29 protein-coding genes are annotated in these 26,231 nt (G+C 59.8%); 18 read left to right on the top strand and 11 right to left on the bottom strand.

What is annotated here, in order from left to right:
- Positions 1-201: 201 nt before the first annotated feature.
- Complete coding sequence (locus tag PMI21_RS13865) at positions 202-1,761, bottom strand: sigma-54-dependent phenylalanine hydroxylase transcriptional regulator PhhR (protein WP_007938551.1); 1,560 nt, start codon at positions 1,759-1,761, stop codon at positions 202-204.
- Between the two features lie 281 nt (positions 1,762-2,042).
- On the opposite strand from PMI21_RS13865, the gene phhA reads away from it, so the two are divergent.
- From phhA to PMI21_RS13890, 6 genes are all read left to right on the top strand, one after another.
- Complete coding sequence (gene phhA / locus PMI21_RS13870) at positions 2,043-2,828, top strand: phenylalanine 4-monooxygenase (protein ID WP_007938549.1); 786 nt, start codon at positions 2,043-2,045, stop codon at positions 2,826-2,828.
- 104 nt (positions 2,829-2,932) lie between these two features.
- A complete protein-coding gene (locus tag PMI21_RS13875) occupies positions 2,933-3,289 on the top strand; it encodes a 4a-hydroxytetrahydrobiopterin dehydratase (protein WP_007938547.1) in 357 nt (118 codons plus the stop codon).
- Positions 3,289-4,482, top strand: coding sequence for an amino acid aminotransferase (locus tag PMI21_RS13880; protein ID WP_007938545.1), 1,194 nt, complete (start codon positions 3,289-3,291; stop codon positions 4,480-4,482). The genes PMI21_RS13875 and PMI21_RS13880 overlap by 1 nt, the downstream gene beginning before the upstream one ends.
- A 278-nt stretch (positions 4,483-4,760) precedes the next feature.
- Entirely contained in the window at positions 4,761-4,892 is a 132-nt protein-coding gene (locus tag PMI21_RS30010) for a hypothetical protein (RefSeq protein ID WP_007938543.1), read from the top strand.
- A 75-nt stretch (positions 4,893-4,967) separates the two neighbouring features.
- Complete coding sequence (locus tag PMI21_RS13885; RefSeq protein WP_007938541.1) at positions 4,968-5,150, top strand: hypothetical protein; 183 nt, start codon at positions 4,968-4,970, stop codon at positions 5,148-5,150.
- A gap of 104 nt (positions 5,151-5,254) precedes the next feature.
- Complete coding sequence (locus PMI21_RS13890; RefSeq protein WP_007938538.1) at positions 5,255-6,469, top strand: MFS transporter; 1,215 nt, start codon at positions 5,255-5,257, stop codon at positions 6,467-6,469.
- On the opposite strand, the gene arfB is transcribed toward PMI21_RS13890, so the two are convergent.
- Complete coding sequence (gene arfB, locus PMI21_RS13895) at positions 6,466-6,879, bottom strand: alternative ribosome rescue aminoacyl-tRNA hydrolase ArfB (protein WP_007938537.1); 414 nt, start codon at positions 6,877-6,879, stop codon at positions 6,466-6,468. The two genes, PMI21_RS13890 and arfB, sit on opposite strands and share 4 nt — an antisense overlap.
- Before the next feature lie 205 nt (positions 6,880-7,084).
- Entirely contained in the window at positions 7,085-8,497 is a 1,413-nt protein-coding gene (locus PMI21_RS13900) for an amino acid permease (RefSeq protein WP_007938536.1), read from the bottom strand.
- Positions 8,498-9,445: 948 nt separating this feature from the next.
- Here PMI21_RS13900 and PMI21_RS29700 point away from each other — a divergent pair.
- Positions 9,446-9,583, top strand: coding sequence for a hypothetical protein (locus tag PMI21_RS29700; protein ID WP_007938535.1), 138 nt, complete (start codon positions 9,446-9,448; stop codon positions 9,581-9,583).
- Between the two features lie 67 nt (positions 9,584-9,650).
- Complete coding sequence (locus tag PMI21_RS13910; protein ID WP_007938534.1) at positions 9,651-10,616, top strand: hypothetical protein; 966 nt, start codon at positions 9,651-9,653, stop codon at positions 10,614-10,616.
- A 185-nt stretch (positions 10,617-10,801) separates the two neighbouring features.
- On the opposite strand, the gene rluB is transcribed toward PMI21_RS13910, so the two are convergent.
- The 5 genes from rluB to PMI21_RS13935 all read right to left on the bottom strand — a co-directional run bounded on the left by rluB (position 10,802) and on the right by PMI21_RS13935 (position 15,716).
- The gene (gene rluB / locus PMI21_RS13915; RefSeq protein WP_007938533.1) at positions 10,802-12,067 is read right to left on the bottom strand and encodes a 23S rRNA pseudouridine(2605) synthase RluB; all 1,266 of its coding nucleotides are present in this window, start codon (positions 12,065-12,067) and stop codon (positions 10,802-10,804) included.
- 193 nt (positions 12,068-12,260) lie between these two features.
- A complete protein-coding gene (gene scpB, locus PMI21_RS13920; protein WP_007938532.1) occupies positions 12,261-13,235 on the bottom strand; it encodes an SMC-Scp complex subunit ScpB in 975 nt (324 codons plus the stop codon).
- Positions 13,236-13,246: 11 nt separating this feature from the next.
- A complete protein-coding gene (locus PMI21_RS13925; protein ID WP_253548957.1) occupies positions 13,247-14,005 on the bottom strand; it encodes a segregation and condensation protein A in 759 nt (252 codons plus the stop codon).
- Positions 14,006-14,071: 66 nt separating this feature from the next.
- Complete coding sequence (locus tag PMI21_RS13930; RefSeq protein ID WP_007938530.1) at positions 14,072-14,701, bottom strand: L-threonylcarbamoyladenylate synthase; 630 nt, start codon at positions 14,699-14,701, stop codon at positions 14,072-14,074.
- Positions 14,702-14,867: 166 nt separating this feature from the next.
- Entirely contained in the window at positions 14,868-15,716 is an 849-nt protein-coding gene (locus tag PMI21_RS13935) for a PHP domain-containing protein (protein WP_007938528.1), read from the bottom strand.
- A gap of 87 nt (positions 15,717-15,803) precedes the next feature.
- On the opposite strand from PMI21_RS13935, the gene PMI21_RS13940 reads away from it, so the two are divergent.
- From PMI21_RS13940 to PMI21_RS13965, 6 genes are all read left to right on the top strand, one after another.
- Positions 15,804-16,400, top strand: coding sequence for a septation protein A (locus PMI21_RS13940; RefSeq protein WP_007938527.1), 597 nt, complete (start codon positions 15,804-15,806; stop codon positions 16,398-16,400).
- 1 nt (position 16,401) lies between these two features.
- Positions 16,402-16,701 (top strand): YciI family protein, encoded by a 300-nt coding sequence (locus PMI21_RS13945; protein ID WP_007938526.1) that lies wholly within the window; start codon positions 16,402-16,404, stop codon positions 16,699-16,701.
- A 109-nt stretch (positions 16,702-16,810) separates the two neighbouring features.
- Entirely contained in the window at positions 16,811-17,224 is a 414-nt protein-coding gene (locus PMI21_RS13950; RefSeq protein ID WP_007938524.1) for a hypothetical protein, read from the top strand.
- Between the two features lie 7 nt (positions 17,225-17,231).
- The gene (locus PMI21_RS13955; protein ID WP_007938522.1) at positions 17,232-17,909 is read left to right on the top strand and encodes a response regulator transcription factor; all 678 of its coding nucleotides are present in this window, start codon (positions 17,232-17,234) and stop codon (positions 17,907-17,909) included.
- Between the two features lie 190 nt (positions 17,910-18,099).
- Positions 18,100-18,549, top strand: a complete 450-nt coding sequence (locus PMI21_RS13960; protein WP_007938520.1) for a Spy/CpxP family protein refolding chaperone — start codon at positions 18,100-18,102, stop codon at positions 18,547-18,549.
- A 58-nt stretch (positions 18,550-18,607) separates the two neighbouring features.
- The gene (locus PMI21_RS13965; protein WP_007938518.1) at positions 18,608-19,948 is read left to right on the top strand and encodes a sensor histidine kinase; all 1,341 of its coding nucleotides are present in this window, start codon (positions 18,608-18,610) and stop codon (positions 19,946-19,948) included.
- A gap of 124 nt (positions 19,949-20,072) precedes the next feature.
- Here the strand turns inward: PMI21_RS13965 and PMI21_RS13970 are convergent, their stop codons facing one another.
- Positions 20,073-20,639 (bottom strand): NAD(P)H nitroreductase, encoded by a 567-nt coding sequence (locus PMI21_RS13970; protein WP_007938516.1) that lies wholly within the window; start codon positions 20,637-20,639, stop codon positions 20,073-20,075.
- Positions 20,640-20,761: 122 nt separating this feature from the next.
- Here PMI21_RS13970 and PMI21_RS13975 point away from each other — a divergent pair, with 122 nt between their 5' ends.
- Entirely contained in the window at positions 20,762-22,216 is a 1,455-nt protein-coding gene (locus PMI21_RS13975) for a TrkH family potassium uptake protein (protein ID WP_007938514.1), read from the top strand.
- On the opposite strand, the gene PMI21_RS13980 is transcribed toward PMI21_RS13975, so the two are convergent.
- Positions 22,173-23,234 (bottom strand): AraC family transcriptional regulator, encoded by a 1,062-nt coding sequence (locus PMI21_RS13980; RefSeq protein ID WP_081499485.1) that lies wholly within the window; start codon positions 23,232-23,234, stop codon positions 22,173-22,175. The genes PMI21_RS13975 and PMI21_RS13980 overlap by 44 nt on opposite strands.
- A gap of 158 nt (positions 23,235-23,392) precedes the next feature.
- Here PMI21_RS13980 and PMI21_RS13985 point away from each other — a divergent pair, with 158 nt between their 5' ends.
- Together PMI21_RS13985 and PMI21_RS13990 are read left to right on the top strand one after the other, a co-directional pair.
- Positions 23,393-23,704 (top strand): Mpo1-like protein, encoded by a 312-nt coding sequence (locus PMI21_RS13985; protein WP_007938510.1) that lies wholly within the window; start codon positions 23,393-23,395, stop codon positions 23,702-23,704.
- 101 nt (positions 23,705-23,805) lie between these two features.
- Positions 23,806-24,396: an HD domain-containing protein gene (locus PMI21_RS13990; RefSeq protein ID WP_007938508.1), complete on the top strand. Its 591-nt coding sequence runs from the start codon at positions 23,806-23,808 to the stop codon at positions 24,394-24,396.
- Between the two features lie 39 nt (positions 24,397-24,435).
- On the opposite strand, the gene PMI21_RS13995 is transcribed toward PMI21_RS13990, so the two are convergent.
- Entirely contained in the window at positions 24,436-25,251 is an 816-nt protein-coding gene (locus PMI21_RS13995; RefSeq protein ID WP_007938506.1) for a UDP-2,3-diacylglucosamine diphosphatase, read from the bottom strand.
- Between the two features lie 149 nt (positions 25,252-25,400).
- Here PMI21_RS13995 and PMI21_RS14000 point away from each other — a divergent pair, with 149 nt between their 5' ends.
- On the top strand, positions 25,401-26,159 hold the full coding sequence (locus PMI21_RS14000; RefSeq protein ID WP_007938499.1) for a helix-turn-helix transcriptional regulator: 759 nt from the start codon (positions 25,401-25,403) through the stop codon (positions 26,157-26,159).
- Positions 26,160-26,231 lie beyond the last annotated feature (72 nt).

Raw genomic sequence — 26,231 nt, 5'->3', positions numbered from 1 at the left:
TTGAGGGGTTTAGAGGGGATTGGGGGAATGTATCGAAGACGAAAAACCGGCGGTGTTATGCCGCCAAGAGGCAAGGATCAGCCTGGACGCTGATCGTTCCCACGCTCCGCGTGGGAACGCCTCAATGGACGCTCCGCGTCCGCTCTTGGGACGCAGAGCGTCCCGGGCTGCATTCCCACGCAGAGCGTGGGAACGATCAGATCAGCCGGGCTCTTTGCCGACTTCATACTCACGCAACTTGTTGGCAATGGTGGTATGGGAAACCCCCAACCGCTTGCCCAGTTGCCGACTGCTCGGATACTCGGAATACAAACGCTCCAGCACCGCTTTCTCAAAGCGCCCGACAATTTCGTCCAGCCCGCCCTCGAGGGAGAAATCGCCAAGCGGCTGACGCACGCCGTAGTCCGGCAGACGAATGTGCTCGGCTTTGACGGTGCCGCCCTCGCACAGGGAAACCGCCTGAAACAGTACGTTTTCCAACTGCCGCACATTGCCCGGCCAGTGATAGTGACTGAGCCGTTCCATCGCCGCCGGTGCCAGTTTCGGCAGCGGGCAACCGATCTGTCGACTGGCCTGATCGAGGAAGTGCTCCACCAGCGGCGCCAGTCCGTCGAGGCATTCGCGCAGTGGCGGGATGTGCAGCGAGAGCACGTTCAAACGGTGGTACAAATCCTGGCGAAACTCACCGCGAGCACACAGCTCGGACAAGTCCACCTGAGTCGCGCAAATCACCCGCACATCCAGATAGACCTCTTCATCGCTGCCGACACGACGGAAGCAACCGTCCTGCAAAAAGCGCAGCAATTTCACCTGCAAGCGCGGGCTCATTTCGCCGACACCATCGAGAAACAACGTACCACCCGCCGTCAACTCCAACAGCCCGAGCTTGCCTTCGGCCCGCGCCCCTTCGAAGGCGCCGGGGCCATAACCGAACAATTCGGTCTCGGCCATGGACTCCGGCAGACCGGCGCAGTTGAGTGCCATCAGCGGTGACTGGCCACGCGGGCTCGCCAAGTGACAGGCCCGCGCCAACAGCTCTTTGCCGGTGCCGGTTTCGCCTTCTATCAATAGCGGCGCATCCAGCGGTGCCATGCGCCGCGCTTCGCGAACCACCGCTGCCATCACTTTCGAACTTTGGAAAATGCTGTCGAAGCCACGCAACTCCTGCTTGCGCACGTTATAGATGCGCTCCCCCACCCGATCCGCCCGGTGCAGCGTCAACACCGCCCCGGCCATGGCCTCGCTTTCGTCATGCTCCGATTGCAGCGGCGCGATGTCGGCGAGGAACACATCACCCTTGACCTTGACCCGCAAGCCGTTGATCCGCGACTTGTTGGCGCGCACCAGTTCCGGCAAGTCGAAGTCCTCGGCGTACCGCGACAGCGGAATCCCCGGCACCTCATCCACCCGCACCCCGAGCAACTGCGCCGCCGCACGGTTGGCCGCGACGATGGAGCCGCCCATGTCGATCGACAGCACCGGAAACTCCAGGGCACCGAGCAAGGCATTGAGTTCCATGTGCCGACGCTCGCTGGGCATCAGCCCTACACGCTTGACGCCGAATACCCCGCCAATCGCCTCGAACTTCGGCCGCAACGCCTGGAACTGAATGTTGATCAGGTTCGGGCAGTGCAGATAGATCGCATTGCCATGCTCACCGCCCACCTCGCCGCGAGCGACGTTGATCCCGTACTCGACCAGCAAGTTGAGAATGTCGCGCAGGATACCGATGCGGTTCTGGCAGTGGACTTTGATACGCATATAAAGGCCCGCAACTGGGGTGATCGAGGCCCGACGCAAGAAAATTTCTGCGCGAACGCCAAGTTAGTCGTCAAGATTATGTGACACCTGTGATCCATTTCAAACATGGAAATATCAATACTTGCGCCACAATAGCCAATCCGTAACGAATACTTTACAAAAAACGCGGACTTTTCCTACTTACCGTGCAGATCACCTGCTGCAAAGTCGCACACCTTGGCGTATCTCTAATTCCAGAGAAGGACATAAAACAAGAACGTATCCCCTAGCAGGAGAGCAGTATGAAGCAGACGCAATACGTGGCTCGTGAGCCCGATGCGCAAGGTTTTATCGACTACCCCGCTGAAGAACACGCGGTGTGGAATACGCTGATCACTCGCCAACTGAAAGTGGTCGAGGGTCGTGCGTGCCAGGAATACCTGGACGGTATCGAAAAACTCGGTCTGCCCCACGACCGCATTCCGCAACTCGGCGAAATCAACAAAGTCCTCGGTGAAACCACCGGCTGGCAAGTTGCCCGAGTGCCCGCGTTGATTCCCTTCCAGACCTTTTTCGAATTGCTGGCGAACAAGCAGTTTCCGGTGGCGACCTTTATTCGTACCCGCGAAGAGCTGGATTACCTGCAAGAGCCAGACATCTTCCACGAGATCTTCGGCCACTGCCCGCTGCTGACCAACCCCTGGTTCGCCGAATTCACCCACACCTACGGCAAACTCGGCCTAAAGGCTTCCAAGGAAGAACGCGTGTACCTGGCGCGTCTGTACTGGATGACCATCGAATTCGGCCTGGTCGACACGCCGCAAGGCCTGCGCATCTATGGCGGCGGCATTCTGTCCTCGCCGAAAGAAACCGTTTACTCCCTGTCGGACGCACCTGAGCATCAGGCCTTCGACCCGCTGGAATGCATGCGTACGCCGTACCGTATCGACATTCTGCAACCGCTGTACTTTGTCCTGCCAAACCTCAAGCGCCTGTTCGATCTGGCCCACGAAGACATCATGGGCATGGTCAAACAAGGCATGCAGCTTGGGTTGCACGCACCGAAATTTCCGCCAAAAGCTGCGTGACCCGCACCTTTTGGCATCAAGTGAGCCTGTCAGGAACCACCGCTTTGGTTTAGCGTGGTGACACTGACGGCCGATTTCCAATAATTCGATTTCAGGAACCCATCATGTCCACATTGAACCAAGCCCATTGCGAAGCCTGCCGCGCCGATGCCCCTCAGGTCAGCGACGAAGAACTGCCGATCCTGATCAAGCAGATCCCTGACTGGAACATCGAAGTGCGCGACAGCGTGATGCAGCTGGAAAAAGTTTTCCTGTTCAAGAACTTCAAGCACGCGCTGGCGTTCACCAACGCCGTTGGCGAAATCTCCGAGGCCGAAGGTCACCACCCGGGCCTGCTGACCGAGTGGGGCAAAGTCACCGTGACCTGGTGGAGCCACTCCATCAAGGGCCTGCACCGCAACGACTTCATCATGGCCGCGCGCACTGACGAAGTGGCCAAAGATGCCGAGGGCCGCAAATAATGCATTTCGACGCCATCGGCCGAGTACCCGGCGACCCGATTCTCGGCCTGATGGAGGCCTATGCGCAGGACCCCAACCCGCGCAAGTTCGACCTTGGCGTGGGTGTCTACAAAGACGCCCAGGGCCTGACGCCAATCCTTGAAGCGGTGAAACTTGCGGAGCAGCGGCTGGTGGATCGCCAGGCCACCAAGACCTACATCGGCGGCCACGGCGATGCGGCGTTCGGCAAAGTCATCAACGAGCTTGTGCTGGGTGCCGATTCGGCGCTGATCGCCGAGCAACGGGCCGGCGCCACCCAAACACCGGGCGGCACCGGCGCGCTGCGCCTGAGCGCCGACTTCATCGCCCAGTGCCTGCCGGGCCGTGGCGTGTGGCTGAGCAGCCCGACCTGGCCGATCCACGAAACCATTTTCGCGACGGCCGGGGTCAAGGTCAGTCACTACCCGTACGTGGGCAGCGATAACCGTCTTGATGTGGAAGCAATGCTCGCGGTGCTCAATCAAGCACCGAAGGGCGATGTGGTGCTGCTGCACGCCTGCTGCCACAACCCGACCGGTTTCGACCTGTCCCATGACGATTGGCGCCGGGTGCTGGACGTGGTGCACAGTCGCGACTTGCTGCCGCTGATCGACTTCGCCTACCAGGGCTTCGGCGACGGCCTGGAGCAGGATGCCTGGTCGACCCGGCTGTTCGCGGCCGAGTTGCCGGAAGTGCTGATCACCAGTTCCTGCTCGAAGAACTTCGGCCTGTACCGCGACCGCACCGGCGCGCTGATTGTCTGCGCGCAAACCGCCGACAAGCTGGTGGACATCCGCAGCCAACTGGCCAACATCGCCCGCAACCTGTGGTCGACACCGCCGGATCATGGTGCTGCCGTGGTCGCGACCATCCTTGGCGATCCGGATCTGAAAAGCCGCTGGGCCGACGAAGTGGAAGCCATGCGTTTGCGCATCGCCCAGCTGCGCAATGGTCTGGTCGAAGCGCTCGAACCCCATGGCTTGCGTGAGCGGTTTGCGCACATCGGCGTGCAACGCGGGATGTTTTCCTACACCGGTTTGTCGCCGGAGCAGGTCAAGCAACTGCGCGAGCATCACAGTGTGTACATGGTCAACTCGGGCCGGGCGAACGTAGCGGGGATTGATGCGACGCGCCTGGATCTGCTGGCTGAGGCTATAGCTGACGTCTGCAAGTAACCCTTCCCTCTGTTCGTTCCCACGCTCTGCGTGGGAATGCCTCATTGGACGCTCTGCGTCCGCTGTTGGGACGCGGAGCGTCCCGGACTGCGCTCCCACGCAGAGCGTGGGAACGATCAATCAACCCGTTCCTACACACACATGTCTAGACAATCCCATCCGTCGAAACAAATGGATATAAAGTCTATTTGTCATTTTTCCTGCTGTATCCTGCCCAGGCTTTTTTAAAAGCGCGGATCTACCAGATCTATCAACAGACTTAGCGAGGAGCGCGAAACATGCACGAGATCCCTAATCTCCCCTTCCCAAGCCTGCACGAAACTGAGCAGACAACCACGCAACAAGCCGGCGCCCAACAGCCCGAGCCGAAAGAAGCACCTGAACGCCGCCAGGCCGACAGAGAAGACTGATACACCTGCAATGCCAGACCGTGTGGAAAGCGCTAACATGCGCTTTCCACACTGCCTGAACCGCGAGCCCGCACCATGAGCGATGATTTCACTGAAGCCCAGGCCAGCGTCCTGATCGGCACCGCCGAGAAGATGATCGAGATCTGGAACCGTCTTTCCCCCGAGAAACAAGCCGCCCTGCTGGCCCGCTTCGGCAGCGAAGAAAATGCCCTGGCCGCCCTGGTCACGACGCAACTGGTCGCCCCCGCAAAATCCTGACTCATCCCGTTCGGCAAATAGTTTTACTTTTTCACGCCCCGCGACCGTCCACGCCGCTATCATAAGCAGCCTATCTATCCTGCTGCCCCGTGGACCTTTTACCCATGTCTGAAACCCAGCGCCCCCTGGCGGTCACGCTGCAAGTCGTTTCCATCGTCCTGTTCACTTTCATCGGTTACCTCAATATCGGTATTCCCCTGGCCGTATTGCCGGGCTACGTCCACAGCGACCTCGGCTTCGGCGCGGTGATCGCCGGGCTGGTGATCAGCGTGCAATACCTGGCCACTCTGCTCAGCCGGCCTTACGCCGGGCGTATCATCGACAACAAGGGCAGCAAACTGGCGGTGATGTATGGACTCGCCGGCTGTGGTTTGAGCGGTGTGTTCATGCTGATTTCGGCCTGGACGCAAAGCCTGCCGATACTGAGTTTGATCAGCCTGTTGATTGGCCGCCTGATACTCGGCAGCGCAGAAAGCCTGGTCGGCTCCGGGTCGATCGGCTGGGGCATTGGCCGGGTCGGCGCGGCGAACACCGCCAAGGTCATCTCCTGGAACGGCATCGCCAGTTACGGCGCGTTAGCGGTCGGCGCACCGCTGGGAGTGCTGCTGGTGAGTCAATTGGGTTTGTGGAGCATGGGCGTGAGCATCGTGCTGCTGGCCGTGCTGGGCGTGGCACTGGCCTGGCCGAAAACCGCGGCGCCGATTGTCGCCGGTGAACGTTTGCCGTTCATGCATGTGCTGGGACGGGTGTTTCCTCATGGCTGCGGCCTGGCACTGGGCTCCATTGGCTTTGGCACCATCGCGACCTTTATCACTCTGTATTACGCCACTCAGCATTGGTCCAACGCGGTGCTGTCCCTGAGTTTGTTCGGCGCCAGTTTCATTGGCGCGCGATTGCTGTTCGGCAACCTGATCAACCGCCTCGGCGGCTTTCGCGTGGCGATTGCCTGCCTCTCGGTGGAAACCCTCGGGCTATTGCTGCTGTGGCTGGCGCCGGATGCCCATTGGGCACTGGCCGGTGCCGCGCTGAGCGGCTTCGGTTTCTCGCTGGTGTTCCCGGCCCTGGGCGTGGAAGCGGTCAATCTGGTACCAGCCTCCAGCCGTGGCGCAGCAGTTGGGGCCTATTCGCTGTTTATCGATTTGTCGCTGGGGATTACCGGACCGCTGGCGGGTGCGATAGCGGCTGGATTCGGGTTTGCCTCGATCTTCCTGTTCGCCGCCCTCGCCGCTTTGAGCGGATTGATGCTGAGCGTTTACTTGTACCGGCAGGCGCCAAAGCACCTTAATGAAAAGCACCGGGAAGAGCGTGAAGCCCGCTAGAAATCCACCTTGCCACGCCCGGCCTTGATGCTGCCGCGCTTGGTCTTGGATTCGAGCCGACGCTTTTTCGAGCCAAGAGTTGGCTTGGTCGGGCGGCGTTTCTTTTCCACCTTGGTAGCGCTGAGGATCAACTCGGTCAGACGCTCCAGCGCATCGGCACGGTTCTGCTCCTGCGTGCGGTATTGCTGGGCCTTGATGATCAACACCCCTTCGCTGGTGATGCGACTGTCGCGCAATGCCAGCAGCCGTTCTTTGTAGAACTCAGGCAAGGACGAGGCCGGAATGTCGAAGCGCAGGTGCACGGCACTGGAGACCTTGTTGACGTTCTGCCCACCGGCGCCCTGGGCGCGAATGGCCGTCAACTCGATCTCGGCATCCGGCAGATGCACGTTGTTGGAAATCACCAGCATGGAAAAAAGGTCCGGTATCAGGACCGCCAGAATACCCTGTGGGAGCGAGGCTTGCCCGCGAAGAACGATAACGCGGATTGTCTGATTAACCGCGGTGTCTTCTTCGCGGGCAAGTCGGATCGCCGCACCGCTCGCTCCTACAGGGTTTTGCATCGCCCACAAAAAACCCGGCACTTGGCCGGGTTTTTCGTTTCTGCGCGCTGCGTTATTTCACAGCAACCTGCAACGCCTGCTGGGCGCTGCGCTTGTTCTTGATGCCGTAGCAGATCCACATGAACGCGACCCACACCGGAATCGCATACACCGAGACCTGGATGCCCGGGATCAGCAGCATCACGCCGAGGATGAACACCACGAACGCCAGGCAGATGTAGTTGCCGTACGGGTACCACAGGGCCTTGAACAGCGGCGTCTGCTTGGTCTTGTTCATGTGCTGGCGGAACTTGAAGTGCGAGAAGCTGATCATCGCCCAGTTGATCACCAGGGTGGCAACCACCAACGACATCAACAGTTCCAGCGCGTTTTGCGGGATCAGGTAGTTCAGCAACACCGCGATCAACGTCACAGCGGCCGACGCCAGGATCGAACGTACCGGCACGCCACGCTTGTCGATCTTCGACAAGGCTTTCGGCGCATCGCCCTGCTCGGCCATGCCCAGCAGCATGCGGCTGTTGCAGTAAGTACCGCTGTTGTACACCGACAGCGCCGCGGTCAGGACCACAAAGTTGAGGATGTGCGCGGCGGTGTTGCTGCCGAGCATCGAGAACACTTGCACGAACGGGCTGCCGCTATAGGCATCGCCAGACGCGTTCAGTGTCGTCAGCAGGCTGTCCCAAGGGGTCAGCGACAACAGGACCACCAGCGCACCGATGTAGAAAATCAGGATCCGGTAGATCACCTGGTTGATGGCTTTCGGGATCACGGTTTTCGGCTTGTCGGCTTCAGCAGCGGTGAAACCGAGCATTTCCAGGCCGCCGAAGGAGAACATGATGATCGCCATGGCCATCACCAGACCGCTGACACCGTTCGGGAAGAAACCGCCGTGGGACCACAGGTTGGTCACCGAGGCTTGCGGGCCGCCGTGGCCGCTGACCAGCAGGTAGCTGCCCAAAGCAATCATGCCGACGATCGCCACGACCTTGATGATCGCGAACCAGAACTCGGCCTCGCCGAATACTTTGACGTTGGCCAGGTTGATCGCATTGATCAGCACGAAGAACGCGGCAGCCGAGACCCAGGTCGGGATATCTGGCGCCCAGTAGTGAATGTATTTGCCGACCGCGGTCAGCTCCGACATGCCCACCAGAATGTACAGAATCCAACAGTTCCAGCCCGACAGGAAACCGGCAAAACCGCCCCAGTATTTGTGTGCGAAGTGGCTGAAGGAACCGGCTACCGGCTCTTCGACGATCATTTCGCCCAGTTGGCGCATGATCATGAAGGCGATGAAGCCGCAAATGGCGTAGCCGAGAATCATCGACGGGCCGGCGGATTTGAGCACGCCGGCCGAGCCGAGAAACAACCCGGTACCGATCGCGCCACCGAGGGCGATCAGTTGAATATGGCGATTTTTCAGGCCGCGTTTAAGCGTACCTGAATGCGAGTTTTGTCCACTCATGAAAAGGGTCTCACGCAAGGTTTGATGATGTTCAGTAGACGTTGCTGCTCGGTTGCGATTTCAAGCAGCGCCGATCAAACCCCAGCGCAGGCACCAGGAGTTCAGCGTTTTTACGACAGTCATGCGTCACCTGTTTGTTTTTATCTGTGACGAAATCGAACCCGACGCGCTCGTGACGCGGCGGAGTGAACAAGGCGGATAGCCTTGAGGTTTGCGCTGTTGCGCAGAGGGTCACAGTTAAAACGCGGCGCATTGTACACCTGTAACCCCCTGCTGCCAGACGCCACTGGGATCAGCGCGTCGGTTGCCGGGGTTGCGTGCGTCTGCCTCGAGGGTTTCGGGCGGCTGCAAAAATTGAGTCAGATCTTTGCAGGTCATCGACGGGGGCAGCGGAAAAATCGCCCTTTGGGGAGAGATGGAGATGGGTCACGGCGTTCATTGCGCCTCCTTCTTGTTATTCACCTGCACGACAGGCATGGGGCTCATCTCACCTTTCAAACGAGGCTGAGACAAGCGTGCCAGAGCCCTTGAACAGCGCCATCGCGGCGGCGGACGGCAGGTTTTCCTTACAGCCCTTTCCTCAGTGGCATTCCACGGGGCTTGGGCGCGCTTTTCGTAAGGTTTTGTTTACAGTGCGTAACGCAAGTTTTCCAAATCAGATCCAGAGACCCGCCGACTGTAAATTGACGATAGGAAGCTTCCTAAGGAGTTTTCCGACTTAGTTTTCTGTTTTTCATTAGGAAATTTACTTCTTATAAAATGGAATAATTAGTTCAAATGAAAATTGTTTAATTATTTTTTTGCATTTAAAAAACCTGTGAACTAGGTTTTCAGCGACTTGCCGAGCCGCATCGACCAGCAAGTTGACGCGCTCTTCAATGAATGAAAAACGCGCCGCTGTTCTTACCAAAGCTGTTCTTACTGAAGAAAGCATCTAGGAGATTCACCATGCAAGCACTGGACAAAGACTTGGACACTGAACTGCAACTGGACGATTGGTTTGAAGCACCGACCCATGAAGCCGCCGTTGAAATGATGCAAGCCGACGCGGTTGTTCCGTTCGGCACGGCGATGTGGCCTCTGTAAGACATCCCGGCGGGCATGATCCGGCCGGTCGTGCCCGCCACTTACCAGGTTTGTCAGGGAGGACTCCATGGATAAGCAGCGTGCCATCTCGCATTTCCTTTACTACCTCGAACATCACCCTGCCGTTGCCGGCATCAACCCGGCGAAGGTCTTGCTCGGCCATACCGCTGATTACGAGGTGCTGACCGGCGCCATCGCCGAACAGGCCGGCAACAGCCCACGGTTCAGCTTCAGCGCAGTGCGTCTGGACCTCGAACCCACCGAATTGCTGACCCAGGCGATTGCCGACAGCGATCTGTACATTTTCTTCTACGACTCTTCCACCTTGCCCAACCCGCGTCCCGACGGCCCGGACTTTGTCCGCGCGCTGCAAGGCGTGATGGCGGAAAACTGGAAGAAGTCGCTGCTGTTCAAGGATTACGGCGATTACTTCTACGACACGTTCAGTGTCACCCCGCAGCGGATTGCCGGGTTGAACAGCCACTTGATCCAGCGCATGTCCCAGGCCACCACTTTAAGTTTCAAAGATGATCATGGCTCGTGGTTCGAAACACCGTTGAGCAGTATCAAGAAGTGGACCGATATCAATGGTGTCGGCAACTTCGATCTGGCACCCGGCGAGATTGCCACCCATAGCGAGGCGATTAATGGCCGGGTGAAGTTTATGGGGACGTTCCTCAGCACGATTCCGTTTGCCCGCAAGTACGGCGTACTCGAATCACCGCTGGAGCTGTGGATCGAGAACTCGACCATCAGCAAAATCGCCACTGATGTGCCGGGACTGGAACATGACTTCAACAAATACCTGGACGCCAATCCGTCCAATCGACGCATCGAAGAGTTGGGGATCGGTACCAACGAAGGCGTGAAAGAGTTGTATGCGCGCAATGCCGGGTTCGAAGAGCGCCATTGCGGTTTGCACTTGGGGTTGGGCGGAGGCGCCAAGGGCAGCCATCATCTGGACCTGATCTTCTCTGGCGGCGTGTTGGCGCTGGATGATGAGCCGGTGTTTGATGGGCGGTTTGTGTTTTAAGCGGGATTGATGGTGTTTGATCGTTCCCACGCTCTGCGTGGGAATGCATACATGGACGCTCTGCGTCCGCTCTTGCAAGGTGACGCGGAGCGTCACGGGCTGCATTCCCACGCAGAGCGTGGGAACGATCAGCCAAAAAAAAACGCCATCCCGAGGGATGGCGTTTTTCATGGGGCGCTTACCGATTACTCAGGCTTGCGACGACCGAAGCCCGGACGCTGGCCGGAGCCTGCAGGTGCGCCGCGGCGCTTGCCCGATGGCGCGTCCTTGTCGACCAGCACGATGCCTGGGCGTTTCTTCGGCGCCGGCTTGGCCGGGCGCTTGGTGTCGGCCGGGCGGTCTGCCACCGGCGTACCACGGCCGGCAGGCGCACCACGATCGCTACGACCACCGGACGGAGCGCCACGGCCTTCGCCACGCTCAGTACGACCGTTGGCCGGACGTGGCGTGCGTGGACCGTGCTCGCCGTCCTGGCGTGGCGCTGGCTTGCGGGCCGGACGCTCGCCTTCGATCTGCGGCTCGCGAGATGGACGCGGACCGGTAGCTGGAGCGCCAGCGGCTGGACGCAGGGTCCGTACGCGTTCGGTCTTGCCCACCGGGCGGGACGATTTGCGCTGCATACGCTCGAGCTTGTCTTTGCTCTTGGCATTCATTTGCGGCATCGCCACCGGCGTCAGGCCGACTTCAGCACTCAGAATGTCGACTTCGTGCTGGCTCATTTCGCGCCAGCGACCCATCGGCAGGTCGGAGTTGAGGAACACCGGACCGAAACGCACACGCTTCAGACGGCTGACCACCAGGCCCTGGGATTCCCACAGACGACGAACTTCGCGGTTACGACCTTCCATCACCACGCAGTGGTACCAGTGGTTGAAACCTTCACCACCTGGCGCCTGCTTGATGTCAGTGAATTTGGCCGGGCCGTCTTCGAGCACCACGCCTGCCTTCAGACGCTCGATCATCTCGTCGTCGACTTCACCACGTACACGTACCGCGTACTCACGGTCCATTTCGTAGGATGGGTGCATCAGGCGGTTGGCCAGCTCACCGTCGGTGGTGAACATCAGCAGACCTGTGGTGTTGATGTCCAGACGACCGATGTTGATCCAGCGACCTTCTTTCGGGCGCGGCATCTTGTCGAACACGGTCGGACGGCCTTCAGGGTCGTCACGGGTGCAGATTTCACCGTCGGGTTTGTTGTACATGATCACGCGGCGTACCGACTCGGCGGCTTCTTCGCGCTTGATCACCTTGCCATCGATGGTGATGGCGTCATGCAGATCGACGCGCAGGCCGAGGGTGGCGTCTTTGCCATTGACCTTGATGCGGCCGTGGCTGATCCAGGCCTCTACGTCACGGCGCGAGCCGACGCCGATACGGGCGAGGACTTTCTGCAGTTTTTCGCCTGCTGGGCCGATTTCCTGGTCGTCTTTCTGGTCGTTGATACTCATCTGGGCACCTCCCGGTGTGATCAAGTTCAGGCCCTGGCCTGAAGATGTGAAATCTGGTCGTTTGACGAAGGGATCGTCAAACGGTCGCGAATCATACGCTCATGGGAGCGTTCGCGCATCAGAGACTAGCTGATCGACCGTCGGTTATTGGTTTTTCCGCCGGCCGGTGGTGGCTGCGATCTTTTGGCGGACTTCAATCCTCGAACTGGCGGCGTTCGGCCTCGATCGCTTCGGCCAGGGCCTGGGCTTCGGCTTCTTCGTCGGTCAGTTCGGGCTCGGGTTTCGACTGTTCAAGCGCGGCGACGGCGGCCAACAGTTTCTCGCGAGCTTCGGCGACGCCCAGCACATCATCTTCCAGCTCTTCTACGACAGTGGCTTCGGGCTCAACCTGAAGTTCAGCGTCGACTTCCGGCTCCGGCAGCTGCAAAACCTCTTCGGTCTCGGTCAACTCGCCATCGCGCAACAAATCGTCGAAATCAGTCTTGAGCCCCTCCTCCATGGTGTCCAGTTCCAGCAACAGCGTGTGGAAGCTGGTTTCTTCCTTGGGCTCTTCCGGCTCGGCGCTGGCATCTGCCAATTCTTGCAACCCGGCCGGCACCGGCGCGTCGTCGAACTCGAGCATCGGCTCGGGTTCCAGCTCGCGCAGCTCGGCCAGCGGCGGCAGGTCGTCGAGGTTCTTCAGGTTGAAGTGATCGAGAAACGCCTTGGTGGTGGCGAACATTGCCGGTTTGCCGGGCACGTCACGGTAACCGACGATGCGAATCCACTCCCGCTCCAGCAGGGTTTTGACGATGTGGCTGTTGACCGCCACGCCGCGCACGTCTTCGATCTCGCCCCGGGTGATCGGCTGGCGATAGGCGATCAGGGCCATGGTTTCGAGCATGGCCCGCGAGTAACGCTGCGGCCGTTCTTCCCACAAGCGTCCGACCCACGGCGCGAACTTTTCGCGGATTTGCAGGCGATACCCGGAGGCGACTTCCTTCAGCTCGAAGGCTCGGCCATCGCAGGATTTGGCTAGAATCGTCAGGGCTTTCTTGAAGACCGCTGGTTCGGGCCGCTCGCCTTCTTCGAAGAGTTCGAACAGGCGCTCAAGCGATTGCGGTTTTCCCGAGGCCAACAGAAAGGCTTCAAGCAGTGGCGCTAGCTCGCGGGGTTCAGTCAGGTTCATGATTCAACTCGTTATTCGGCTCGGGCTCGCACATGTATCGCCGCGAACGGCTCATTCTGCACCAGCTCGACCAAGGATTCCTTGACCAGTTCGAGGATCGCCATAAAGGTCACCACCACCCCCAGACGCCCTTCTTCAGCGGTGAACAACTCGACAAAGGGCACGAAACCACCGCCCTTGAGCCGTTCCAGTACATCGCTCATGCGCTCGCGGGTGGACAGTGCCTCGCGGCTGACCTGGTGGCTTTCGAACATGTCGCCCCGGCGCAAGACCTCGGCCATGGACATCAGCAATTCTTCCAGGCTCACGTCCGGCAGCAGCTTGCGCGCCCGGGCTTCCGGGGCGTCGAGCTTGGGCACCACCACGTCGCGGCCGACGCGGCTCAGGCCATCAATGCCTTCGGCGGCGGCCTTGAAGCGTTCGTATTCCTGCAAGCGGCGGATCAGTTCGGCGCGAGGGTCGTCTTCCTCGTCTTCAATGGTTTCAGCTCGCGGCAGCAACATCCGCGATTTGATCTCGGCGAGCATCGCGGCCATGACCAGGTACTCGGCGGCCAGCTCCAGACGCACCGACTGCATCAACTCGACATAGCCCATGTACTGACGGGTGATTTCCGCCACCGGGATGTCGAGGATGTTGATGTTCTGCTTGCGGATCAGGTACAGCAGCAGGTCGAGCGGGCCTTCGAAGGCTTCCAGAAAGACCTCGAGTGCATCCGGCGGGATGTACAGGTCCAGCGGCATTTCCATGACCGCCTGGCCATAAACCATGGCGAAAGGCAGTTCTTGCTGGGCACCGGCCTGGCTGTCGACGGGTTCTGGTTCTACTGCAGACATCTACGCCTCGGCCATGAATGGCGTAGGGTCGCCGCAACCGACACGGATGACTTCCGGCTCGCCATCGGCAAGGTTGATCACGGTGGACGCCTTGATCCCGCCGAAACCGCCGTCGATGATCAGGTCCACCTGATGCTCCAGCAACTGGCGCATTTCGTAGGGATCGGTCAGCGGGTCGGTGTCGCCGGGCATGATCAGGGTCACACTCATCAGCGGCTCGCCGAGTTCTTCCAGCAGCGCCAACGCAATCGGATGGCTCGGCACGCGCAGGCCGATGGTGCGTTTTTTCGGGTGCAACAACAGCCGCGGGACTTCGCGGGTGGCGTTGAGAATGAAGGTGTAAGGCCCCGGCAAGTGGGCCTTGAGCAGACGGAAAGTACCGGTGTCGATCTTGGCGAACAGCCCCAACTGCGACAGGTCGCTGCAGATCAGCGCGAAGTTGTGCTTCTCATCCAGCTGACGCAGCCGACGCACACGCTCCACGGCGGTCTTGTCACCAATCTGGCAACCAATGGCGTAGGAAGAGTCCGTGGGATAAATCACCACCCCGCCGTTGCGGATGATCTCGACAGCCTGTTTGATCAGGCGCGCTTGCGGGTTTTCCGGATGAATCTGGAAAAATTGACTCACATTGTCTACCTGTTCAGACGACGGCAATACTGATGGCGTGAAAACTACTGCGCTCGGCAATTCTGCGTCAAAAACAGGCTCGGAATGCTCATTTACAAGATGTAAACTCCGCTTCCTCGCCTGTTTTTTCCTTGCCTTGCCTTCGCTCGTCACGTTTTCACATCCATCAGATTAAGGATTTGAATCGACACCACAGTGGTGGCAGATCCTCCGGGAGCGGGCGGTATTCACCGATCTCGGACCAGCCTCCAGGGCCATGAAAATCACTGCCGGCGCTGACCAGCAGACCAAACTCACGGGCAAGAATCGCCAGGCTGCCCACTTGCTCAGCGGGCTGATGGCCATTGACCACTTCAATCGCGTGGCCCCCGGCTTGAATATAGTCAGAAATCAGGCGGCGACGCTTGCTACGAGTGAAATCGTAGTGCCAGGGATGCGCCAGACTGACCCAGGCACCCGCGGCGCGCAGGGTCTCGACGGTGTCTTCGAGAGTCGGCCAGTGCAGTTTGACGTCCCCCAGCTTGCCGGCACCCAGCCATTTGCGGAACGCTTCGGCGCGATCCTTGACGAAACCTTCGCGCACCATCCAGTCGGCGAAGTGCGGACGGGCCGGCGCGTTGCTGCTGTCGCCCAGTTCCTGCTGAATGGCCCGGGCACCGTCAAGCGCCCCCGGCATACCTTTTAACGCCAACTTGCGGCTTATTTCTTCGGACCGTAGCCAGCGGCCATCGTGCAGTTTGGCGATGGCCTCGACCAACGGCGCGGCATTGACGTCGAAACCATAGCCCAGCACATGAATGGTCGCCCCGCCCCAGGTGCAGGACAATTCGACGCCGTTGACCAGTTGCATCCCCAGCGCCGTCGCGGCGCTACGGGCCTCGTCGAGGCCTTCAAGGGTGTCGTGATCGGTCAAGGCCAGGACTCGCACGCCTTTCTCGAACGCACGCGCAACCAGTGCCGCAGGCGCCAGGGCGCCATCGGAGGCCGTGCTATGGCAGTGCAAATCAACATTCACAGGACTGTGTAACCTCAAATCAGCTGACGCTATCGCGCGTCAATATGTTTGTTATTATGCCGCCACATCCTGCTTCTGGCTGCCACTGTGAAACAATTCATCGACTTCATCCCGCTTCTGCTGTTTTTCATCGTCTTCAAAATCGACCCGCGAGTCGTCGACATTGGCGGTCATCAGCTGTCTGTCGGTGGTATTTACAGCGCCACCGCGATGCTGATCATCAGCTCCCTGGTGGTCTACGGCACGCTGTACATCAAGCAGCGCAAGCTGGAGAAAAGCCAGTGGCTGACCCTCATTGCCTGCCTGGTCTTCGGCAGCCTGACCCTGGCGTTCCACAGCGAGACCTTCCTGAAATGGAAAGCCCCGGTGGTCAACTGGCTGTTCGCCCTCGCGTTCATCGGCAGCCACTTTGTCGGTGACCAGTTGCTGATCAAACGCATCATGGGCCACGCGCTGACCCTGCCGGAACCGGTCTGGACCCGCCTGAACATCGCCTGGATCGGTTTTTTCCTGTTTTGCGGTGCCGCCAACCTGTTCGTCGCGTTCACCTTCCAGAGCTACTGGGTAGACTTCAAGGTCTTCGGCAGCCTGGGCATGACTTTGTTGTTCCTGGTCGGCCAGGGCATCTACCTGTCCCGCCACTTGCACGACGCCGACACCACAACGCCAAAAACCGAGGACTGACATGCTTTACGCAATCATTGCCACAGACGCCGCCAACTCCCTGGAAGCCCGACTGGCCGCACGGCCTGCGCACCTTGAGCGCCTGCAAGTGCTCAAAGGCGAAGGTCGTATCGTATTGGCCGGTCCACACCCGGCGGTCGACAGCAATGATCCGGGCGCGGCCGGTTTCACCGGCAGCCTGATCGTCGCCGAATTCGAATCCCTGACCGCCGCCAAGGCCTGGGCCGACGCCGATCCGTACGTTGCCGCAGGTGTCTACGCCAATGTTCTGGTCAAGCCGTTCAAGCAAGTCCTGCCGTAAACTCCTTCAGCGCGATGAACCTTATCGGCTCATCGCGCTCTCAACGCTCATTATTCTCGTTTACCGGCCGACAACCTGCCCAATACTCGTATTGGAATCAGGAGTTGCGATGCGCAAAGGTCCGTTGTGTCTGATGTTGGTGACGTTGTCGATCATGGCGCCCGCCCATGGTGAAGAAAGCGCCAATGGCGGTAATTCGACGCCGCTGTCCTTGAGCGCCGGTAGCCAGATCACCGAGTTGCAGCAGCGCTTGAAAGAAAGCGAGCAGCAACGGGAAGCACTGAGCAAACAATTGCAAACTACCGATGGCGAACGCGAAAGCGCCCTGCTGAGCAGGTTGCGCCAGGAGAATCAGCGCCTGAAGCTGCAACTCAAGGAAGCCCTGGCCAGCAGCCCGCTACCGCGCCTGCTGACCGATCAGCAGCAGTGGTTCGTTATTGGGGCCGCAGTAGCGCTATTGGCCCTGCTCTGCGGTATCTTCGCCAGTGGTGCCACCAGAAAACGTAGGCAATGGCTAAATTGAGTGAGTCATGAGCGAGCTGTTACTAATTGATGATGACCAGGAGCTGTGTGAGCTCCTGGGCAGTTGGCTGAGCCAGGAAGGCTTTCAGGTTCGCGCCTGCCACGATGGCCAGAGCGCCCGGCGCGCGTTGGCCGAAACGTCTCCGGCGGCCGTGGTGCTGGACGTGATGCTGCCGGACGGCAGCGGCCTGGAACTGCTCAAGCAGCTGCGCAGCGACCATCCGGATTTGCCGGTGCTGATGCTGTCGGCCCGTGGCGAACCGCTGGACCGCATCCTCGGCCTGGAACTGGGCGCCGACGATTACCTGGCCAAGCCGTGCGACCCACGGGAACTGACCGCCCGCCTGCGCGCGGTGTTGCGCCGCAGTCATCCAACGGCTGTCTCCAGCCAGCTCGAGCTGGGCGACCTGTGCTTCAGTCCGGTGCGTGGGGTGGTCAGCATCGATGAACAGGAATTCACCCTGACCGTTTCCGAAAGCCGCCTGCTCGAAGCCCTGCTCAAGCAACCCGGCGAACCGCTGGATAAACAGGAACTGGCGCAAATCGCCCTTGGTCGCAAACTGACCCTGTACGACCGCAGCCTGGACATGCACGTCAGCAACCTGCGCAAAAAAATCGGCCCACACCCCGACGGCCGCCCGCGCATCGTGGCCCTGCGCAGTCGCGGTTACTACTACAGCCTCTGAATCCGACGCCCCGGTAGCAGCTGCTACAAGTCATGTTTCGTCAGAAAGAAATCGGCGAAGTGTTGGAATTGTCAGGTAGGTAGAAAACCGTCTTTACCCAAGCTTTACGCTCCGCTGACCGCCGTTGACCTTGATCTGCGTAATCTGCACACATCCGGAACGTACCGGGAACGAGACAAGGAGATACACCATGCGCAAGACTCTTATCGCTCTGATGTTTGCTGCCGCCCTGCCGACCGTTGCCATGGCCACGCCTGAAGGCACAGGCCCGATGGGTGATCACATGGACGGCTCACGCCACGGCGGTCAGATGCACGGCATGCACGGTAAAGGCCCTTACAGCCAACTGGACCTGAGCCGCGAACAGCGCGAGCAGATCCGCAAAATCATGGGCGAGCAGATGCACGAGCGTCAGCAACTGATCGACAAGTACCTGGAAAAACTCTCGCCAGCTGACCAGAAAGCCCTGAAAGACGAGATGGAGGCCAAGCACAAGAAAGCCGAAGCCGACGTTCGCGCCCTGCTGAAACCGGATCAACAGAAGCAATTCGACGAGATCCAGAAGAAACAAGCTGAGCGTCGCGCCGAATGGGCCGAGTTCAAGGCCTGGAAAGCGCAGCAAGCGCAAAAAGCGCAATAATGTTCTAGCCAGCCCAACGGTTAATCGCCGTTGGGCTTTCTTTGTTCGAGGATTTTCTGTGCGCTCATTGTTCTGGCGTATCCTGGCCAGCTTCTGGCTGGCCATCGCTCTGGTTGCAGGGCTTTCCATTTTGCTGGGGCACATGCTCAACCAGGACGCGTGGATTCTCAGTCGCCACCCGGGCCTCAACACCCTGGCCGAACAGTGGACGCAAACCTACGAGAGTCAGGGCGAGGAAGCCGCCCAGGACATTCTGGAGCAGCGCAAGCGCCAGTATCACATCGACGTTCAAGTGCTCAACGAGGCGGGAGACCCGGTGGTACGCGGCACCTTCCCTCGGCGTGCAGCCGCTTTCGAAGCTCGGCAGCAAAACGATGATCGGCGCCTGCCGTGGCGGCGCCTGACCGATGAATACACCAGCGCCAGGACGGGCGACACCTACCTGCTGATCTATCGCATTCCGCATCCGGAACTGGACGCCTGGCACCGTGAAAGCCTGCTCTGGCCATTGAGCGCGCTGGGTATCGCCCTGGTGGTACTGACCCTGTTCAGCCTGCTGGTGACCTTCTCCATCACCCGACCGTTGAGCCGTTTACGTGGCGCAGTGCATGAGTTGGGGCAGACGACGTATCAGCAAAACAGCCTGGCGCAACTGGCCAACCGCCGCGACGAATTCGGTGTGCTGGCCAACGACTTCAACCGCATGGGCGCGCGCCTGCAAAGCCTGATCGGCAGTCAGCGGCAATTGCTGCGCGATGTGTCCCATGAATTGCGTTCGCCCTTGGCCCGACTGCGCATCGCGCTGGCACTGGCCGAGCGGGCCAATCCCCAGGAGCGGGAAAAACTCTGGCCGCGCCTGACCCGAGAGTGCGATCGACTGGAAGCACTGATCAGCGAAATCCTGGTGTTGGCGCGGGTCGATGCCGACAACGCCAGTGCCGAAGAAGTGGATCTCAATGCACTGCTCAACACCCTGCAAAAGGACGCTCAGCTAAGTTCGCCGGAGCAGAACGTGCGCCTTGAGGCCGAGCCGCAACTGAACCTCAGAGGCTGGCCGACCATGATCGAGCGCGCCGTGGACAACCTGCTGCGCAATGCCCAGCGCTTTAACCCGGTCGGGCAACCGATCGAAATGCAGGCGTTGCGTCAGGGCGACAGGGTTGTGGTCAGCGTGCGCGATCATGGCCCTGGCGTAGAAGACGAGCATTTGAATCAACTGGGTGAACCGTTCTATCGGGCACCGGGGCAGACAACGGCCGGACATGGCCTGGGGCTGGCCATTGCACGCCGCGCGGCAGAGCGCCATGGCGGCAGTCTGGTGCTGGCCAATCACCCTGGGGGCGGGTTTATTGCCAGTCTGGAATTGCCGTTGGTGCCGGGGGCGGTGGTGCAGCCGTAAATCGGGGGTGATGCAAGAAGATCGCAGCCTCGTTTCACTCGACAGCTCCTACACAGCTCCATACAGGGATATGTGTACTTCTGTAGGAGCTGTCGAGTGCAACGAGGCTGCGATCTTTTGATCTTCAGGCCTTACCGGACCAGGCGCTGACAAACTCGGCCAGATCAACCTTCTCCGCCACCCGCGGTTCTTTCTGCGGTGTACCGAGATAGAGGAACGCAATCACCTCTTCCCCTTCCGCCAGACCCAACCCTTTGGCCACATGCGCCGAATAAGCCAGCTCACCGGTACGCCACACCGCGCCAATGCCTTGAGCATAAGCGGCCAGCAAAATTCCATGAGCCGCGCAGCCTGCCGCCAACAATTGTTCGGATTTGGGATATTTGACGTGATCCTGCAAACGCGCGATCACCACAACCACCAACGGTGCACGCAGCGGGCCGTTACGGGCCTTGTCCAGCGCGGCTTCTGACACCTCGCTGTCTTGCAGCTTCGCCGCTTCGGCCAGCAACTCGCCCATTTGCTCGCGCGCCGCGCCTTCGACTGTCAGGAAGCGCCAAGGCTGCAAGTGGCCGTGGTCTGGCGCACGCATCGCGGCGGCAAACAGCACTTCGCGTTGCTCGGCAGTGGGCGCCGGATCAAGCAGTCGTGGAACGGAAACACGGTTGAGCAAAGCGTCGAGAGCCTGCATCGGCCACCTCCTGGAAAAAATGTCTGGCTATTCTAGCTGCATCTGCCACAGGGCTGTCGGTTTACATGCCCTGCCCCGCAGGTAGAATGGCGCCCTTCCCTATTTCAGCCCGAGCGGACTTCATGGCGTTGCCGACCTTACGGATCATTGGTTTCATCATCGGCATCTTCCTGATCACGCTGGCAATTTCCATGGTTGTGCCGATGGCCACCCTGGTGATCTTCGAGCGCACCAGCGACCTGCCGTCGTTCCTCTGGGCCAGCATGATTACCTTTGTCGCCGGCCTGGCCCTGGTCATTCCAGGGCGCCCCGAACACATCCATCTGCGCCCGCGAGACATGTACCTGCTGACCGTCAGCAGCTGGCTGGTGGTGTGCATCTTCGCCGCCCTGCCGTTCCTGCTGACCCAACACATCAGCTACACCGATTCGTTCTTCGAAAGCATGTCCGGCATCACCGCCACCGGTTCGACGGTGCTCACAGGCCTGGACACCATGTCCCCCGGCATCCTGATGTGGCGCTCATTGCTGCACTGGATCGGCGGGATCGGCTTTATCGGCATGGCGGTAGCGATTCTGCCATTGCTGCGCATCGGTGGCATGCGGCTGTTTCAGACCGAGTCGTCAGACCGTTCCGAAAAAGTCATGCCCCGTTCGCACATGGTGGCGCGCTTGATCGTTGCGACCTACGTCGGCATCACCATTTTCGGCAGCCTGGCGTTCTGGTGGGCCGGGATGAGCCCGTTCGACGCGATCAACCATGCGATGTCAGCGATTTCCACCGGTGGCTTTTCCACCTCCGACCAGTCTTTGGCCAAGTGGCCGGAGCCTGCGGTGCATTGGGTCGCGATCGTCATCATGATTCTCGGCGCCCTGCCGTTCACCCTGTATGTCGCCACGTTACGCGGTAACCGTCGGGCGCTGATCAAGGATGAACAGGTGCAAGGCTTGCTCGGTATGTTGCTGGTGACCTGGCTGGTGCTCGGCACCTGGTACTGGTGGACCACCCAGTTGCACTGGCTGGACGCCTTGCGGCATGTGGCGCTGAACGTCACTTCGGTGGTGACGACGACAGGTTTTGCACTAGGGGACTACAGCCTCTGGGGCAACTTCTCGCTGATGCTGTTCTTTTATCTGGGGTTTGTTGGCGGCTGCTCGGGCTCAACCGCTGGCGGGATCAAGATTTTCCGCTTCCAGGTGGCCTACATTCTGCTCAAGGCCAACCTTAACCAGTTGATTCACCCACGCGCGGTGATCAAGCAGAAGTACAACGGCCACCGTCTCGACGAAGAAATCGTGCGTTCGATCCTGACCTTTTCGTTCTTTTTCGCCATCACCATTTGCGTGATTGCGCTGCTGTTGTCGCTGCTCGGCGTGGACTGGATGACAGCCCTTACCGGCGCGGCCAGCACGGTGTCTGGCGTCGGCCCGGGGTTGGGCGAAACCATTGGCCCGGCGGGTAACTTCGCCAGCCTGCCGGATGCCGCGAAGTGGATTCTCTCGTTCGGCATGCTGCTGGGTCGGCTGGAGATCATTACGGTGTTTGTTCTGTGTATCCCGGCGTTCTGGCGTCACTGACCAGCTTGAGCGCTTCCGTCAGCCGCGCCCGGTATTCGCCGGGGGTGGTATCGAACCAGCGTCGGAAGGCGCGGAAGAAGTTGCTCGGATCGGCAAACCCCAGCAGGTAGGCAATTTCCAGCAGCGTCATGCTCGGTCGCGCCAGGTATTGCTCGGCCAGTTCACGCCGCGTGTCATCCAGCAACGTCTGAAAACTCGTGCCCTCTTCCTGCAAGCGTCGCTGCAAGGTGCGTTGCGACAGGTGCAGCGCCTGCGCCACCGCATCGCGCTTGGGTTCGCCCTGGGGCAGCAAGCGGCACAACACCTGCCGCGCATTGTGGGTCACGCGGCTCTCGGAAAACCGCGCCAGGTATTCACCGGCAAAGCGGTCGTGCAGCAGCGCCATGGCCTCGTTGGCAGTGGGCAACGGCGCCTCCAGGTCAGCGCGCTCGAAGATCAAGGCGTCATAGGGCGCGTTGAACATCATCGGCGCGTGGAAGGCTTGCTTATACGGTTCGAGATCGACGGGTTGATCGCCCTGCAGCAGCACTTTGCGCGGATGCAGCATGCGCCCGGTCAACCACCCACAAAACGCCAGGGCACAGGCCATCGATGCTTCAGCGCTTTGTCGGGTCGGCGGCAAGTGGTCGCCATGCACCGTCAGAATCAGCGCATAACCCTCGTCCAGTATGCGCAAACTCAGGTCAGCACCTTCAGCAATGATTCGCTGATACCGCACCAGACGCTGAAAGCCTTCGGCCAGGGTCCGGCTGGACATCAAGGCATAACCGGCGACGTGCAGGGAAGCCGGTCGCATCACCTTGCCCATGTTCAGGCCGATCGCCGGGTTGCCGGACAACTCGACCGCGCGCTGCCAGAGCCGCGTCATGGAATCTTGCGGGAAGCGCGCATCCGGATCATCCAGTGCCGCATAGTCGAGCCCTAGCTGCTTGAACAAAACCCGGCAATCCAGGCCGTCCATTTCCAGTGCTTTGACAATCCCCATCGCCCAGCTTGCAGAAGTCGTTCGTTCGCTCATGGCGTTTACTACGTGATGGCCGCATGCCACGACCCAATTCCGAAGGATACTAAAGTGGCGCCTATTGTCACTGGCTGATGCCTATGATCACTCTAGACTTAAATAGGCTACCCGCAGCGCAACTTGTCGCCTGCATACACACCACAGAGATCGCAGTCGTGGAAAACATCAGACGTTTCAACAGCTTCGCTGCGTTTTACCCGTATTACCTCAGCGAACACCGCAATAGCACTTGTCGACGACTGCACTTTGTCGGCACCACGCTGGTTATTTTCATTCTGGCGCTGGCCATCGCCAATGGCGCATGGTGGCTGTTGCTGGCCCTGCCGCTGGCCGGTTACAGCTTCGCCTGGGTCGGGCATTTCTTCTTCGAGAAGAATCGTCCTGCAACCTTTCAGCATCCTCTTTACAGCCTGCTCGGCGACTTCGTCATGTACCGCGACATGATTGTAGGTCGCGTGCCGTTCTAGGCTCCTTTGGCCACAAAAGCGTCCTGTGCGGCCAGTGCAGCGCTCTGGATCCGAGCCCTACACTCCAAACACCCCTTTCGATAAGAACAAGAGGATAGCCGATGAATGCCCGCGCCCGTTTTACCCACATGCAAGACGGTACGCAGCAAGACTGGGCGATCATCGCCGCAGACTTCAGTGCCTATGCCCGGCAATTGCCTACAAGGATCGTGGCGCATTTGAAGTTACTGGAGGGTGATTTCGGCGGTTTCCCGGTGGATCGCCTGACCCACTCTCTGCAAACCGCCAGCCGCGCCTGGCGCGATGGCCGCGACGAAGAGTACGTGGTCTGCGCTTTGCTCCATGACATCGGCGACACACTGGGGTCCTACAACCACCCGGACATCGCCGCGGCAATCCTCAAGCCGTTCGTCAGTGCCGAGAACCTGTGGATGGTGGAGAAACACGGGATTTTCCAGGGCTATTACTTCTTCCATCACCTGGGCATGGACCGGCATTTGCGCGAGCAATTCAGTGCTCATCCGCAGTATCGGGCGACCATCGAATTTTGCGCCCGGTACGATGCAGCGGCGTTCGATCCAGCGTACGACACGCTGCCGCTGAGTTTTTTCGAACCGATGATGGAACGGTTGTTTGCACAGCCGAAGAATTCGATCTACAAGGCGGCGATGGAAGAACAAGCGTCGGCCTGAAGAATATCGGGGACCGCTTCGCGGTCCATTTCTCGCAGGTTATGCCGGCTCCGCGACCTTCACCGTCTTCAACTCCGCCTCTCGCGCCTGCGCATCGGCCAAGCGATACAACTCGATCGAACCATCCCAATGCTCGATCAGCGCCGTGCACGACTCCACCCAATCCCCGCAATTGAGGTAGTCCACCTCGCCGACCTTGCGAATCTCGGCATGGTGAATGTGCCCGCACACCACGCCATGCAACTCGCGTTTGACGCATTCGTGGGCAATGGCTTCTTCAAAATCGCTGATGAAACTGACGGCGGTCTTGACCTTATGCTTGAGGTACGCCGACAACGACCAATAGCCGTAGCCATAACGGGCCCGCCAATGGTTGAGCCAGCGGTTGAGGGTCAGGGTAAATTCGTAGGCCGAGTCGCCGAGGAACGCCAGCCAGCGGTGATAGCGAGTAATCACGTCGAACTGATCGCCGTGAATCACCAGCAGATGACGGCCATCGGCGGTCACGTGCACGGCTTCGTCCACCAACTGGATATTGCCCAACATCAGTTTCGAATAACGGCGCAGGAATTCGTCATGGTTGCCGGTAACGTAGATCACTTCTGTGCCGCGCTTGCTCATGGTCAGCAGGCGACGAATCACATTGGTGTGCGCCTGGGGCCAATACATGCCGCTGCGCAGTTTCCAGCCGTCAATGATGTCACCGACCAGGTAAATCTTGTCGGCATGGTAGCCCTTGAGAAACTGCGACAGGTGTTCGGCCTGGCAGTCCCGTGTGCCCAAATGCACGTCGGAAATCCATAAGGTCCGCACACGTTGCTTACGGCTGGGTTTGGCGAGCTCGGCGCTGGTCATGGGCAACCCTCTGGACAAGTTTTGGCAAGCTTGCGCCGGTCGGGTTAATTGCCCATGACAATCGCAAGTCAGTCCTGTGACAACGCGCGAACGCGGGGCCTCGGTGTAGACTGGCGGCTTCACTCATCAATATCGCCACGAGACCTGCGATGAGACCGATCCTCACACTGCGCCAATACACCCACGACCTGATCGTCCACAGCCACGACTACGCGCAACTGGTATTCGGGCTGTCGGGCGCACTGGATTTCGAGGTCGAGGGGCTTGGCAGTCAGGTGGTTCAGCAGAGTTTCGTGGTGGTGCCGTCCGGGGCGCATCATGCCTGCGACAGTGCCCATGGCAGTCGTTGCCTGGTGCTGGATGTGCCGAGCGATCAGTGGGTGTATCAGTCACTGGGGGAACACGCCGAGGCCAGCCGCCGCTTGCTCGACAATGCCGGGCGCCTGTCGCTGGACGCCGGGCAAAGCCAATTGGTGAGCTGGCTGGCGGGCAGCCCGATCAGCGATCCGCTGATCGCCCAGCAAGGCGCGGTGTTGCTGCTGGCCAGCCTCAACAACGCCAGGCCCGAGACGGTCGGCGGTCGGCGTCTGCCGTATGCAGCGCTCAATGCTCACATCGATCAATACGCGGCCTATCCACTGCAAGTCGCCGATCTGGCGCGCATTGCCGGCCTGTCCAGCGCTCGCTTGCACGCGCGGTTCGTGGCGGAATGCGGGCAAACGCCGATGGACTACATCCGTAGTCGCCGGCTGCACATCGCCGTGCGCTTGCTGCGCGATTCGGCACTGCCCATTGGCGAGATCGCGTGTCGGGTCGGCTACAGCTCCCAGAGCGCATTCGCCGCAGCAGTGCTGCGTGAGTTCGGCGCCTCACCCGGTAAATTGCGCCGCGAGGCTGGCGACAAATGACGCGAGTCTGGCGACAGACATAACCGGCTCAGCACGATTCAATTACACATGTGTTCGTTTGTCGTTAAGGAT

The sequence above is a fragment of the Pseudomonas sp. GM18 genome, from assembly GCF_000282195.1.
In the GTDB taxonomy this organism is placed as follows: Bacteria; Pseudomonadota; Gammaproteobacteria; order Pseudomonadales; family Pseudomonadaceae; genus Aquipseudomonas.
The sequence above is the reverse complement of the archived record's forward strand: the minus strand, read 5'-3'. Positions and strand labels throughout refer to the sequence as shown.